The following is a 12106-nucleotide window of genomic DNA, read 5'->3' as shown; positions in this document are numbered from 1 at the left end:
CTTCCAGGCCGTGCGGCCCCACAGCGCCGTCCATCGCGCCATCAACCCGGTCAGCGCAACCGTCAATGCCGCCTGCGGCAGCGCGCGCGCGCCCGAACTGGCACTGCCCGCACTGCAGCCGGGCGACCACTACAGCCTGTTCCTGACCGGCAGCGCGGCCAGGCCCATGCTGCGCGGCCAGGTCAGCCGCACCGACCCTTACAGCAAATAAGCCACCCATGCGCCCAGTCTTCCGAGACGACCACGAACAATTCCGCGAGCAGGTACAGCGCTTTATCGCCCAGGAAATCGCCCCGTACTATGCCGGATGGGAGCGCCAGGGAATCACGCCGAAGCACCTGTGGCAACGCGCGGGCAGCGCCGGCCTGCTCAACTGCGCCCTGCCCGAGCCCTTCGGCGCCGGCGGCGACTTCGGCCATGCCGCCGTGGTGATCGAGGAACTGGCGCGCGCCAACTACCTCGGCATCGGCTTTTCCATCCACTCGGACATGGTCTCGCCCTACCTGCACCGCTACGGCACCCCCACACAGCAAGCGCGATGGCTCCCCRCCATGGCGCGTGGTGAGCGCATCGGCGCCATCGCCATGACCGAGCCCGATGCCGGCAGCGACCTCAAGGCAATCCGCACCCGCGCCCGCCCCGACGGCAACGGCGGCTACGTGCTGAGCGGGCAAAAGACGTTCATCACCAACGGTGTCAACGCCGGATTGGTGATCGTGGCCGCCAGCACCAATCCGGAGCTGGGCGCGCGCGGCCTCTCGCTGTTCTGCCTGGACGATGGCATGCCGGGCTTTCGCAAGGGACCGCCCCTGGCCAAGATCGGCCAGCACGCGCAGGACACCTGCGAGCTGTTCTTCGACGAGGTGGAAGTCRGCGCCGACCGCATGCTGGGCGCGGAAAACAATGGCTTCGACCTGCTGGCCCAGCAACTGGCGCCGGAACGCCTGGCCATCGCATTGCGGGCCTGCGCCTCGCTGGAAGGCATGCTGGAAGAGGCGATCGCCTACACACGCCAGCGCAAGGCCTTCGGCCGGCGCGTGATCGACTACCAAAGCACCCGCTTCAAGCTGGCCGATGGCCGTGCGCAGTTGGCCATGCTGCGCGTGTTCCTGGACCACTGCCTAATGTTGCAGCTGCAGGACTCCCTCGACCCTGTCACCGCCGCCATCGCCAAGCTCAACGCCACCGAACTGCAAGGCCGCATGCTCGACGACCTGCTGCAGATGTATGGCGGCTATGGCTATATGGCCGAGTACAGCATTGGCCGCGCATGGGTCGACGCCCGTGCCATGCGCATCTACGGCGGCACCAGTGAAATCATGCGCGAGCTGATCGCGCGCGCGATCTGAGCGGCGCAAGCCCCCTTACTTGATGAGCCAGCCTATCCCCGACMCTCGCCATCCATTCCCCACCCCAGGGCGCCGCCGCCTGTTGCGCGCGGCAACCGCGTTGCCGCTGCTTCCCCTGCTCCCGCTCACAGCCTGCACCGGCCAGCCGGTGTTTGCTTCGACCTTCCTGCAGGTATGGCGCAGCCACCTCGAACTCGGGCAGGCGGAATGGCACCAGCGCCTGAAGGCCGTGCGCGCCCTGGGCTGCAGCGAGATCGTGCTCCAGTGGGCCGCGGTGGATGGCGAGCAGCCCTGGCAAATCCCCGAGGCACTGCTGGACTTCCTGTTCGACGATGGCGGCCAGCTCGGCCTGCGCATCCGGCTCGGACTGCCCTACGATGAACGCTGGTGGCAAGCACTGGGCGCGCCTGACGCCGCCGCGCTGCCGCGCTTTCTCGCCCAGACTCGCGCACGCAGCCTGGCCTATGCCGAGCAGGCCAAATGGCCGGGGCGGAGCAATTTCAGCGGCTGGTACATTCCCTACGAACTGGAGCAGCACAACTGGGGCACGCCGCAGCGGCAAGCCTTGCTGGTGCCCTGGCTGCAATCCATCGCCTCCGCCACATCGGCAGGCGGCACCCCTCAGCCGGCCATTTCCACCTACTACAGCCGCTTGCCCTCTTCCGGCACCCTGGAGGGGCTATGGGCCGTCATACTCGACCAGGTGGCGATTCGCCCGATGATCCAGGACGGCGTCGGGGTCAACGGCCTGGACAACTACCAGGCGCTGGCGCCGTTGCTCGCGCTGCTGCGCACCCGCGAGATATCGTTCGACCTGATCGTGGAGCTGTTCCAGGAACTGCCCTCCCAGGCCGCCGCCAGCTTCAACGCCGTCTCCGCCAGCCTGCTGCGGCTGCAGCGGCAACTAGCCATTGCGCGGCGAACGGGTGGCCAACAAYTGGTTGCCTTCGCTCTCGATCCCTGGGTGATTGGAGAATCTTCGCAAGCAAAGCAACTTCTGGAAGCTTGGCGCGAACTCAGCGAATAGGCTGAGTGGAAACGGGGCTGCGGGCCATGCTGACGGCCGCGTCCGAGTGGCTTTGCGGTCATCAGGGCAGCTAGAATGCGCATCGCAGATGAACAAGCAAAAAATGAAAAAAGCGGGCCGCATCAAATCCTGGCATGCCGACAAGGGCTACGGGTTCATCGACATCCATGCCGATGTGAAAGACGTCTTCTTTCACGTCACCGCGCTGCGGCACCGCGCCGTCCAGCCCAAGCCTGGCGACCGCGTGACGTTTGAACTGGGCAAAGGCAAGGACGGCCGCCTGCAAGCCACCAACGTCTCCATACTGGGCACGCCGAAGGGACAGGGACAGGGACAGGGACAGGGACAGGGACAGGGACAGGGACAGGGACAGCGCCAGGCGAGCCAGGCGCACCTGTTGCCTGCCGTCACGGCGGCAGCGGCGCTGATGGCCATCGCGGGCGGCGCCCTTAGCGGATACCTGCCACGGTATGCCGGCCTCGTCAGCCTTGTGATGAGTGCTGTTGCGTTCCTTGCCTACGCGCTCGACAAGAACAGCGCCAAACACGATGCTTGGCGCACGCCCGAGGCCAGGCTGCACTTCCTGGCGCTATGCGGTGGCTGGCCGGGCGCGCTTGCCGCGCAGCACCTGCTGCGCCACAAGAATCGGAAGCAAGAGTTCCAGCTGGTTTTCTGGGGCACCGTTGCCTTGAACCTTGGCGGCCTCGTCATGTGGAAGACGTACTTGCCTGGCTGAAATAACAAAGGGGGTTACGGCCTTTAACGTTGCCGTAACCCCCTTTGCCTTGCCTTCGCCCGGCACGCGATTGCGCGCCGGGCCTGAACCCTGATTAGCCTTCCTTCAGGAACGCCTTCAGATGGTCCGCGCGGCTGGGATGGCGCATCTTCTTCATCGCCTTGCTTTCGATCTGGCGAATCCGTTCGCGGGTCACATCGAACTGCTTGCCGACTTCTTCCAGCGTGTAGTCGGTCGACATGTCGATGCCAAAACGCATGCGCAGCACCTTGGCCTCGCGCGGCGTCAGGTCGTCGAGCATCTCGCGCACGGTGGCGCGCAGGCTGGCGTGCAGCGCGGCTTCGGCGGGAGACGCGGTGTCGGAGTCGGCAATCATGTCGCCCAGGCTCGTGTCGCCGTCTTCGCCAACCGGCGTTTCCATCGAGACCGGTTCCTTCGCGATCTTCATGATCGAGCGGACCTTCTCCTCGGGCATCTCCATGCGCTCGGCCAGGGCGGCGGGATCCGCTGCCTTGCCGGTACGCTGCATGATTTCGCGCGAGATCCGGTTAAGCTTGTTGATCGTCTCGATCATGTGCACCGGCACCCGGATGGTGCGGGCCTGGTCGGCGATCGCGCGCGTCACGGCCTGGCGAACCCACCAGGTTGCATAGGTGGAGAATTTCCAGCCGCGACGATACTCGAACTTGTCGACCGCCTTCATCAAGCCAATGTTGCCTTCCTGGATCAGGTCCAGGAACTGCATGCCGCGATTCACGTACTTCTTGGCGATCGAGATGACCAGGCGCAGGTTGGCTTGCGTCATTTCGTGCTTGGCCTGGCGCATCTGCCGCTCGGCCGCCAGCATCTGGCGATTCACCAGCTTCAGCTCCGACAGCGGCAGCACCACGCGGGCGTGGATGTCGATCAGCTTTTGCTGATGCGCTTCGAGGTCCGGCAAGCTGCGGGAAACGGAGTCGCTGTACGAACGCGACTCGCCGGCGATCGCGCGGCCCCAGGCGAGATTGGTCTCGTTGCCGGGAAAGCGTTCGATGAACTCCTCACGGGGCATGCCGCAACGCTCGACCATCAGTTGCAGGATCTGGCGCTCGACCACACGTACTTCTTCCACCACCGTCTGCACATCGGCGCACAGGCGCTCGATGGTCTTTGCGGTAAAGCGGATCGACTTGAGTTCCTCCCGCACCGCGAGCTGTGCCACGAGGAAGCCTTCCGACTCCACGCCGTGCGCGGTGTAGGCCTTGCGCATGGCTTCGAAATGATTGGCGACGCGAGCAAAGCGGGTCAGGCAATCGTCACGCAGCTTGGCCAGGCTGGCGGTTTCGTTGGCTTGCGCGGCCGCACCTTCGTCGACGGGCTCGTCCGAGGCGCTCTCATCCTCGGCGACGACTTCGTCGCGGCTGGTGTCTTCCTCGGCTTCGGCGACTTCGCCTTCCCCTTCGATCAGGCCGTCGACGAGCTCATCGATACGCGTTTCGTCGCGGGCGACCCGCTCCGACAGCTCAAGAATCGTCGCAATGGTGGACGGGCAGGCAGCGATGGCGTGCACCATGCGGTTCAGGCCGTCCTCGATGCGCTTGGCGATCTCGACTTCCTGCTTGCGGGTCAGCAGCGTTGCCGAGCTCATTTCCCGCATGTACATCCGCACCGGATCGGTGGTGCGGCCGAATTCCGAGTCGACCGTCGAGAGCGCGACTTCCGCCTCTTCGTCGGCCTGGTCGTCAGACGCGGCGACCGCGCTGTCGCGCAGCAGCAGCGCTTCGGCATCCGGCGTCTGCTCATAGATCGTCACGCCCATTTCGGCGAACGTGCTGACGATGCTTTCCATCGCCGCGGTGTCCGTGAAATTGCCCTGCAAATGGTCGCTGATGTCCGCGTGCGTCAGGTAGCCTCGCTCCCTGCCCAGCTGGATCAGCGCGCGCAGCTGCTGGCTGCGTTCCGTTGCTTCGGTTGCGGGATCAGCTTGAGTCGTGGACGCCGCACCCCTGCCGACAGGCTTTTTGCCGGTCAATGCTGTCTTTGTTTCTGCCACCGTCCGTTGTGCGCCACTCGCCATTAACTGCTGCTCCCTTGCTGAATTACTTCTTAACTGTTGCTGTTGCCCGTACGAGGGTACACCCAACGCACCTTTGGCTGTCAAAGCCGGCACAGGATGGATACCTGTCGAGAGATGCATGGCTGACGCCACCACTACCGGGTTCTTCCAGTATGGTGGTCCGCGCTCGTTTAGGCCAAAGGGCGATATTCTACATTCGTTGGTGYGACGCAGCACGTGCTAAAAGTTCTTTACCGCATCGCCGAGGCCCTTCAGTCCTCATAAATTTGCGTTGCCATGCCACTCCATGCTAGGCAATAGCCCCATTTTTACGCACAAAACGGGCGAATTACCCGAAAAATGTGACGCAAAAATATCATAAGGCGTCATCGGGCCTTGTGGCCGAAAGCACCGTCAGGATTTACATACAGATTTGTTTTTTTCTTGCCAGCCAGGCCGCCGGGCCCGGAAAGGCCGGCTTCTTCTCTTAACGGGGCGGGCGCCGATTTCCCMGGCCGTGCATCCGGCTTGATGTCCTCCAGCCCTTGCGCCCATGCCGCCAGCATCCGCTTGGCGATTTCCCGGAACTCCGGGTACCGGCCAGCGCACTCAGCCACCATCGGCAGCACGTTGCGAACTGCCTCGGTCACCTGCGCCACGCAAGCCGCCATGTCGGTCCGGGACAGCGACAACCGGGCGCCGCCGTATTGGGTCAACCACCGCCCGGATGCCCAGGTCCGCTTGCCGGCCAGCGGCAGCCCCGGGATATCTGCCTGGTACTCGGGGTAGGCCGTCACCGTGACAATGTCGTAAACCGGTGCCAGCCGCACGTCCTCCACGGAGGTATAGACCACTGCGAAGTTTTTCAAGTGCGCGTCTGCATTGCGCAACGCATAGTTCACGAGCAACAGCGCAAACAACCGCCTCGCGCTGTCCTTGCGATGTGGAGCACTGATGTAAATCGACGACAGTTTGGCCAGGTCCTCAAGGCTGCCCTTGTACTTGTTGACGGGATCCAGCCCCTTGAGTGCGCAGAAATCTTCGACCGCCAGGCGGTCACCGTTGGCTAGCCGGTCGAAACGCCGGATGGCCAGCACCTGCCCATCCTCCGAGAGTTGTGTCTCGGGGACCTCCAGCCCCGCATGCCGCGCGACCTCCAGGCACAGGAATTCATTGACAGACAGGCCGGGCAAGTCGGCCGGGCCGGTTTTCAGGATGAACCCGTCGGTCCAGACCCCGATACGCCACGGGGCACCACCCTGACCCTGCCGATTCCGTTCGCGCCGGTCAGTGCCAGCAGGCCCTGGTCGCTCACGTCGGCATGGGCGCCAAGTTTTCGGCGCACCAGGTCCTTTTTGTAGCCCTCGGGCAGGTTCATCTGAAAAAAAGGCAGCAATCCGGCGGCCCATTTATACGACTCTGCCCGCGCTGGGAGCAGGAGTGAGACGAGGTTGTGCGCCTGTACGTCTGGCAGGTAGGTGAAGACGCTCGCGCGCGCCTCTTCGACCAGCGTGCCCACGGGCGTCGCATTCACGTAGACGTCCAGTACCTGGCTAGCGCTCATCCGGCCCCTCGGTGGCTGCTTGGGGCTTGTTGTGGGCGTGCCTGACCCGCCGGCGGAGGTCTCCCGCAGCGGCATTGCCTGTTTCGGACTCTGCCAGCACGTCGTCAAGGGTCCTTCGGTGGCCGGCAGGCCGTGCGAGCAGCTCAAGCCCGACGGCTTCAAACAGGCTCAGCAGCTTCACGGCACCCAGCTCCGGCAAGCCGCCGGTCTCGAACCGGCTGATCCGCGCACGCGGCACCCCGCTGGAATCCGCGATTTCCTGCTGGGTCTTGTTGGCAAGAAGCCTGGCGCGCTTAAAGGCTTCCCCCAGTTCGGCGAGATTCATATGCCACCTATAAAACATTAAGCCTTGAAATGCATTTAATGTAATGTATATGAAACACAAGAAAAGGTCAAGGTAACGTGCCACAAATAGAACAATAGTGAGCACATCCCTCATAATGATCTATATCCGAACCATTATGAGCATTACCTGGACACGGTACCCAAGCGGTTAGACTGCATGCCTGCGGAACCACCAGCCACCCCATACCCTTAGCCCGAGACATGCACCTGATCGACATTGGCGTGAACTTCCACTCCTCTCAGATTGCCCCGCACACCGCCGTGATCCTTGAGCGGGCCACGGCAGCGGGCGTGGTCGGGATCCTTGCTACCGGCACCTCGCTGGAATCAAGCCGAAAGGCATGCGACCTGGCCAGCCGGCATCCTCATTTTCTCTTTGCCACGGCCRGCATCCACCCGCACAGCGCCAAGGATTGGTCGCCAACGGTCCTGCAGTCCCTCCAGGCGCTTTGGGAGGACCCTGACGTGGTGGCGATCGGGGAATGCGGGCTGGACTACAACCGCAACTTCTCTACGCCAGCCGACCAGCGCCACGCCTTCGAGGCACAGCTCGAGGCGGCAGTGCGCTGGAAGAAGCCATTGTTCCTCCATTGCCGGGACGCCTTCGACGATTTCTACGCCATGGTCGCACCTGCCGTGCGCGCGGGCGCCCACGGCGTGGTGCACTGCTTCACCGGCGCAGCTGACGAGGCGGCCGCTTTCGTGGCGTTAGGCCTGGACATCGGCATCACCGGCTGGGTCACGGATATCAAGCGCGGCCAGGCACTGCGGGAGGCCGTGCAAGCCATCCCGCTCGAGCACCTGCACCTGGAGACGGACGCGCCCTATCTCGGCCCGAAAAACCACAAGAACCGGCGGCCTTACAACGAGCCCGCCAATCTTCCCTGGATCGCGCAAGCGGTCGCCGAGTTGAAGGGACTGAGCATGCGCGAAGTGGCCGATCAGTGCACCCGCAACAGCCGCCGCCTGTTTGGCATTCCGGCCTGACGCGCTCCGCCCCACACCAGCCACTTCAAGCTTTGCGCCTGAACGTGCGCGCATTACACTGGAACCCGCCCATAGCCGGGCGAGTCCAAAAGACCTTCGTCCGGCCAGTCTTGTTTCTCCAACCGATCCACGATGGCCTGGGCCGACCCATCAACCGAAAAATAATCAAGAAAGGCCCACCGATGGTGACCGAAACCGGCCAAAACCTGCTCCTGCGCCCGCTGGAGCGCAGCCATCTGCATTTCGTCCACAGCCTCAACAACGACGCCAAGATCATGCGTTACTGGTTCGAGGAGCCGTACGAGACTTTCACCGAGCTGTCGCAGCTATATGACCGCCACGTGCACGACCAGCGCGAGCGCCGCTTCATCTGCGAGAACCTGGACGGCGAGGCCGTCGGCCTGGTCGAGCTGATGGAGCTGAACCATATCCACCGGCGCGGCGAGTTCCAGATCATCGTGGCGCCAGCCAGCCAGGGACGCGGCTATGCCAGCACGGCCACGCGGCTTGCCATGGACTACGCCTTCATGGTGCTGAACCTGCATAAGCTGTTCCTGATCGTGGACGTGCAGAACGAAAAGGCGATCCACATCTACGAGAAATGCGGCTTCCAGCGTGAGGGCGAGTTGCGGGAAGAATTCTTCAGCTATGGCGCATATCACAACGCACTGCGCATGTGCGCCTTCCAGCGCGACTACCTCGTGTCGCGACCACGGCAGCGCTGAACAGGCGCTGCCGCGCTTCCCCCATCAGCCAGCCAACTCGCCTACCGCCCTCCACGCCTGATCAATGGCGGACGTCAACGACGGGCTGCCCGCGCTGTCGCTATTGGCGATCACCACGTTGCCGGCGCGGGCACGCGAGCGATCCAGCACGGCCTGCGCCGCCGCTTCTTCCTCGAACAAGCTGTTGGGCATATAGCTGTAACCGTGCGCCCAGCGGTTGACCGTGATGCCCCGGATGACGTCCTTGCCGGCAAAGCCGCCTGGCGCCAGCATGCGATCAAGCTGGCTGCGCACGCCCTTCTCCAGCTCGCTGAACGGCGTACCCAGCAAGAAGGCGCGCCCCGCGCGAAAGCGCTCGCGCGCCTGCATGCCGCTGTCCGGCACGGTGGGCACATAAAGCATATGCAGCACCACCGGATCGGCCGGACGCGCGCCGGCTGGATTCTCCAGCCACAGGTCGGTGTAGGCCATGGCCGGTGCGTGGATGCGGCTGGTCTTGAGCGCCTCGAAGGCACGCCAGTTGTCCAGCGCCACCTTGGTGTAGACCACGGGCGCCTTCACGTCGGAGCGCAGTGGCATGTTCTTGCCCGCCGGCAGGCCGATGGCCAGCACGTCGAACACGGACACGCCGTCGGCATCGAGTGCATAGGCATCGTTGCTGCGGCTGCGAAAAAGGCGCTGGCCATCCAGCCCCAGGCCGGCCTTCTCGCGCAGGAACGCCGCGTAGCTGGTGCGCTTCAGGTAGGCCAGCCGCTCGCTCTCGCTCATGCCAGCCAGGTAATCCGTGCCGCCGTCGGCGAGCCGCGCCAGCGCGGCTCGGTCTTGCTGAGGCAACGGTGCCTTGTCGAGGAAGGCCTTGAAGGCGGCGGCATCCGCAGGCTGCGTGCCTGTCCCCTGCGCAGCTATCCCGGATATCCCGGATATCCCATTGCGGGCATCGATCAGCCCCGCAAACGGATCGCCGGCAAGCAACTGGTCCCGGCCGAAATGCTCCTGGTCGAAGAACACCGAGCGGCCCATGCCCAGCTCGCGGTAAGGGTCGCGCTCGGCGGCTTGATGGCGCTTCGCGTCCACACCGAGGCCGGCCAGCAGCGTGGCCACCGCGCGGCTGTCCAGCGCGGTCGATGGCATCTCGGCGCTGCCGCCGTACGTCACCAGCTTCTGCCCGCGCACGGTGAACTCGTTGCGCTTGGCGTGCCCGCCGAAATCGTCGTGGTTGTCCAGGATCAGGATGCGCTTGCCGGCACCAAAGCGGCGCTGGTAGAACCACGCGGCCGCCAGCCCGCTGAGCCCGCCACCCACCACCACCAGGTCGTAGACTTCGCGCGCCATGACGGCGGGATACTTGGCGCCCTCACGCGCCAGGCTGTGCGCGAGCGTATAGGTGCCCGCATGGTTGCCGCGCAGTCCGGTCAGCGCGGGCGGGTAGCCGGCACCGCGTTCGGCGGCTTGCAATAGCTGGGACGGCGCCAGCCCCGCAGCAATGGTGAGTGCGGCGCCGTTGAGGAAGTCTCTGCGCGTGATGGTCATGGCAATAGGATTCGCTTGATGTAGGTGGCGCGCGGGCTCAACGGGTTGCGGCGGCGTCGCGCTGGCGCCCGAGCGCGGCGCGGCGGGCGGCGACAGTCGCTTCCTTGACCGGGCTGGCCTGGTTGCCCCAGCCGGTGCGGATAAAGGTCAGCACATTCGCCAGTTCCTGGTTGTCTAGCGTCCAGCCATAGCCGGGCATGTGGTAATCGGTGGCCGCGGTGCCCACGCGCGCCGTCACGGCGCCATCGAGCAGCAGGTTGGCCAGCGAGGCCGGGTCGGGATCCACCACGGTCGGATTGCCCGCCAGCGGTGGGAAAACGCGGGCAAAGCCCTTGCCGTTGGCGCCATGGCAAGGCATGCAGAACTCGGCATACTGGCGCGCGCCGGTAGCGTCGAAACGGCCTTGCGCGAGCGTGTCGGCCGTATTGGCGTCATAGGCATACGGCGTTTCGTCGCTGCGCGCGCCGGGMACGGACTTGAGGTACACCGCAACGGCGTCCAGGTCCGGGCGTGTCATGAACTGCGTGGACGACGCGATCACCTCGGACATCGGCCCGAAGGAAGTCGCATGTGCATTGCGGCCGGTATGCAGGTATTCGGCAATGTCCTCGCGCGACCAGGCGCCCAGCCCGGTGCGCGGATCGCCGCGCAGGTTGGTAGAGGCCCAGCCTTCCACGCTGGCGCCGGCCAGGAAGTACCGGCTGCGCTCGTCCAGCCCCTTCTCGGCCATCAGCCTGCCGCGCGGCGTATGGCATGCGCCGCAGTGGCCCACCGCCTGGACCAGGTAAGCCCCGCGATTCCACGCGACGCTCTGACCCGCATTGGCAGGAACCGGGCCGGACTCCAGGAACAGCCAGTTCCAGACGCGCAGCAGCCAGCGCATGCCGAACGGCCAGCGCATCTCGGGCTCGGCGGTTTGTTGCCGTACGGCTTTCACTTCGGCGCGCAGATAAGCGTACAGGGCCTGCACATCGGGCTCGGCGAGCTTGGCGTAGGACGGGTAAGGCATGGCGGGATACAGCCGCTTGCCATGCCTGGCCACGCCCTCGCGCAGCGCGCGGTCGAATTCCTCGAACGAGTAAGCGCCAATGCCGCTGTCCACGTCAGGCGTGATGTTGGTCGAGTAGACGGTGCCGACGCCGGTCTTCAATGGCAAGCCGCCGGCAAACGGCGCGCCGCCGGCGCTGGTGTGGCAGGCTGCGCAATTGGCAACCTTGGCCAGGTAGCGGCCGCGCTCGATCTGCGCGGCGCCGGGGGCGTCAGCCGCCGCCGCGAAGCATGGCGCCAGCAATAGGACAACAAAGGCAACGGTAGCGGAAAACCGCCTTGTGGCAAGGCTCATGGGGGCTGATTATCGTTTTAAGCGCCGCAGTGGCATTCGGTACGGCGAACGTGCACAGCCCGCGCATGGCAGGCTGTACTTCGTGGTTGCGGGCCTGGATGGCCCCAAAGGCACGGGAGGAATTGGCGGGCTCGCAGCTCAGGCGTGCGTCACCGCCCAGTGCGCCAGCGACACGAGCAGCAGCACCAGCCCCGCCGCCAGCGCCACGCCCGTCAGGATCAGCGGCACCGGCCGCACGGCCTGCAGGTCGCGCATATGTTCCTGGCCCTTGCGCAGGCCAAAGAATCCCCACAACACCGTCAGCACCAATCTCAAGGGGTTCATTTCGCTCTTCCTTACATGCTTGCCAACCGCCGCATGACCTTGCGGCGCTTTGGCTTTTGGTAGTTACGCGGGATTATGTCGTTGGCTGGCAAGGAATAACAGAATCAGATCTGCGATAATTTTGCGTATCAGTTTGAGCGCC

12 protein-coding genes and 1 pseudogene are annotated in these 12106 nt (G+C 64.6%); 6 read left to right on the top strand and 7 right to left on the bottom strand.

Features of this window, described 5'->3' with window-relative positions; all coding sequences use genetic code 11:
• The 4 genes and pseudogenes from AC1DS3_RS19250 to AC1DS3_RS19235 form a co-directional block, all read left to right on the top strand.
• Positions 1-211: pseudogene (locus AC1DS3_RS19250) on the top strand (alginate O-acetyltransferase AlgF); the annotation flags it as partial.
• Positions 212-218: 7 nt separating this feature from the next.
• Positions 219-1349, top strand: coding sequence for an acyl-CoA dehydrogenase family protein (locus AC1DS3_RS19245; protein ID WP_477127725.1), 1131 nt, complete (start codon positions 219-221; stop codon positions 1347-1349).
• A gap of 100 nt (positions 1350-1449) precedes the next feature.
• Entirely contained in the window at positions 1450-2376 is a 927-nt protein-coding gene (locus tag AC1DS3_RS19240; protein ID WP_441634964.1) for a DUF4434 domain-containing protein, read from the top strand.
• A gap of 103 nt (positions 2377-2479) precedes the next feature.
• The gene (locus AC1DS3_RS19235; RefSeq protein WP_441635006.1) at positions 2480-3112 is read left to right on the top strand and encodes a DUF1294 domain-containing protein; all 633 of its coding nucleotides are present in this window, start codon (positions 2480-2482) and stop codon (positions 3110-3112) included.
• Between the two features lie 94 nt (positions 3113-3206).
• Here AC1DS3_RS19235 and rpoD read toward each other — a convergent pair whose 3' ends face one another.
• The 4 genes from rpoD to AC1DS3_RS19215 form a co-directional block, all read right to left on the bottom strand.
• Entirely contained in the window at positions 3207-5168 is a 1962-nt protein-coding gene (rpoD, locus tag AC1DS3_RS19230; RefSeq protein WP_253932086.1) for an RNA polymerase sigma factor RpoD, read from the bottom strand.
• 365 nt (positions 5169-5533) lie between these two features.
• Complete coding sequence (locus AC1DS3_RS19225) at positions 5534-6340, bottom strand: HipA domain-containing protein (protein WP_477127724.1); 807 nt, start codon at positions 6338-6340, stop codon at positions 5534-5536.
• A 17-nt stretch (positions 6341-6357) separates the two neighbouring features.
• Positions 6358-6711 (bottom strand): HipA N-terminal domain-containing protein, encoded by a 354-nt coding sequence (locus tag AC1DS3_RS19220; RefSeq protein ID WP_477127723.1) that lies wholly within the window; start codon positions 6709-6711, stop codon positions 6358-6360.
• On the bottom strand, positions 6701-7036 hold the full coding sequence (locus tag AC1DS3_RS19215) for a helix-turn-helix domain-containing protein (RefSeq protein WP_441634960.1): 336 nt from the start codon (positions 7034-7036) through the stop codon (positions 6701-6703). Before AC1DS3_RS19215 ends, AC1DS3_RS19220 begins: the two co-directional genes overlap by 11 nt.
• A gap of 221 nt (positions 7037-7257) precedes the next feature.
• On the opposite strand from AC1DS3_RS19215, the gene AC1DS3_RS19210 reads away from it, so the two are divergent.
• Positions 7258-8043, top strand: coding sequence for a TatD family hydrolase (locus AC1DS3_RS19210; RefSeq protein WP_477127722.1), 786 nt, complete (start codon positions 7258-7260; stop codon positions 8041-8043).
• Positions 8044-8225: 182 nt separating this feature from the next.
• A complete protein-coding gene (gene speG / locus AC1DS3_RS19205; RefSeq protein ID WP_441634956.1) occupies positions 8226-8768 on the top strand; it encodes a spermidine N1-acetyltransferase in 543 nt (180 codons plus the stop codon).
• Between the two features lie 24 nt (positions 8769-8792).
• On the opposite strand, the gene AC1DS3_RS19200 is transcribed toward speG, so the two are convergent.
• From AC1DS3_RS19200 to AC1DS3_RS19190, 3 genes are all read right to left on the bottom strand, one after another.
• A complete protein-coding gene (locus AC1DS3_RS19200) occupies positions 8793-10298 on the bottom strand; it encodes an NAD(P)-binding protein (protein WP_477127721.1) in 1506 nt (501 codons plus the stop codon).
• A 37-nt stretch (positions 10299-10335) separates the two neighbouring features.
• A complete protein-coding gene (locus AC1DS3_RS19195; RefSeq protein ID WP_441634952.1) occupies positions 10336-11640 on the bottom strand; it encodes a c-type cytochrome in 1305 nt (434 codons plus the stop codon).
• Between the two features lie 138 nt (positions 11641-11778).
• Positions 11779-11964: a DUF2970 domain-containing protein gene (locus AC1DS3_RS19190; protein ID WP_150990214.1), complete on the bottom strand. Its 186-nt coding sequence runs from the start codon at positions 11962-11964 to the stop codon at positions 11779-11781.
• Positions 11965-12106: the final 142 nt, after the last annotated feature.

This window comes from Cupriavidus sp. 01L46 (assembly GCF_056399905.1).
Note: the sequence above shows the minus strand (reverse complement) of the source record. Positions and strands in the feature narration are given on the sequence as shown.

Excerpts from the sequence above, each read along its gene's own strand:
- AC1DS3_RS19200 (WP_477127721.1), bottom strand. The coding sequence starts at position 10,298 with ATGACCATCACGCGCAGAGACTTCCTCAACGGCGCCGCACTCACCATT.
- rpoD (WP_253932086.1), bottom strand. The coding sequence starts at position 5,168 with ATGGCGAGTGGCGCACAACGGACGGTGGCAGAAACAAAGACAGCATTG.
- speG (WP_441634956.1), top strand. The coding sequence starts at position 8,226 with ATGGTGACCGAAACCGGCCAAAACCTGCTCCTGCGCCCGCTGGAGCGC.
- AC1DS3_RS19235 (WP_441635006.1), top strand. The coding sequence starts at position 2,480 with ATGAAAAAAGCGGGCCGCATCAAATCCTGGCATGCCGACAAGGGCTAC.
- AC1DS3_RS19220 (WP_477127723.1), bottom strand. The coding sequence starts at position 6,711 with ATGAGCGCTAGCCAGGTACTGGACGTCTACGTGAATGCGACGCCCGTG.
- AC1DS3_RS19215 (WP_441634960.1), bottom strand. The coding sequence starts at position 7,036 with ATGAATCTCGCCGAACTGGGGGAAGCCTTTAAGCGCGCCAGGCTTCTT.
- AC1DS3_RS19190 (WP_150990214.1), bottom strand. The coding sequence starts at position 11,964 with ATGAACCCCTTGAGATTGGTGCTGACGGTGTTGTGGGGATTCTTTGGC.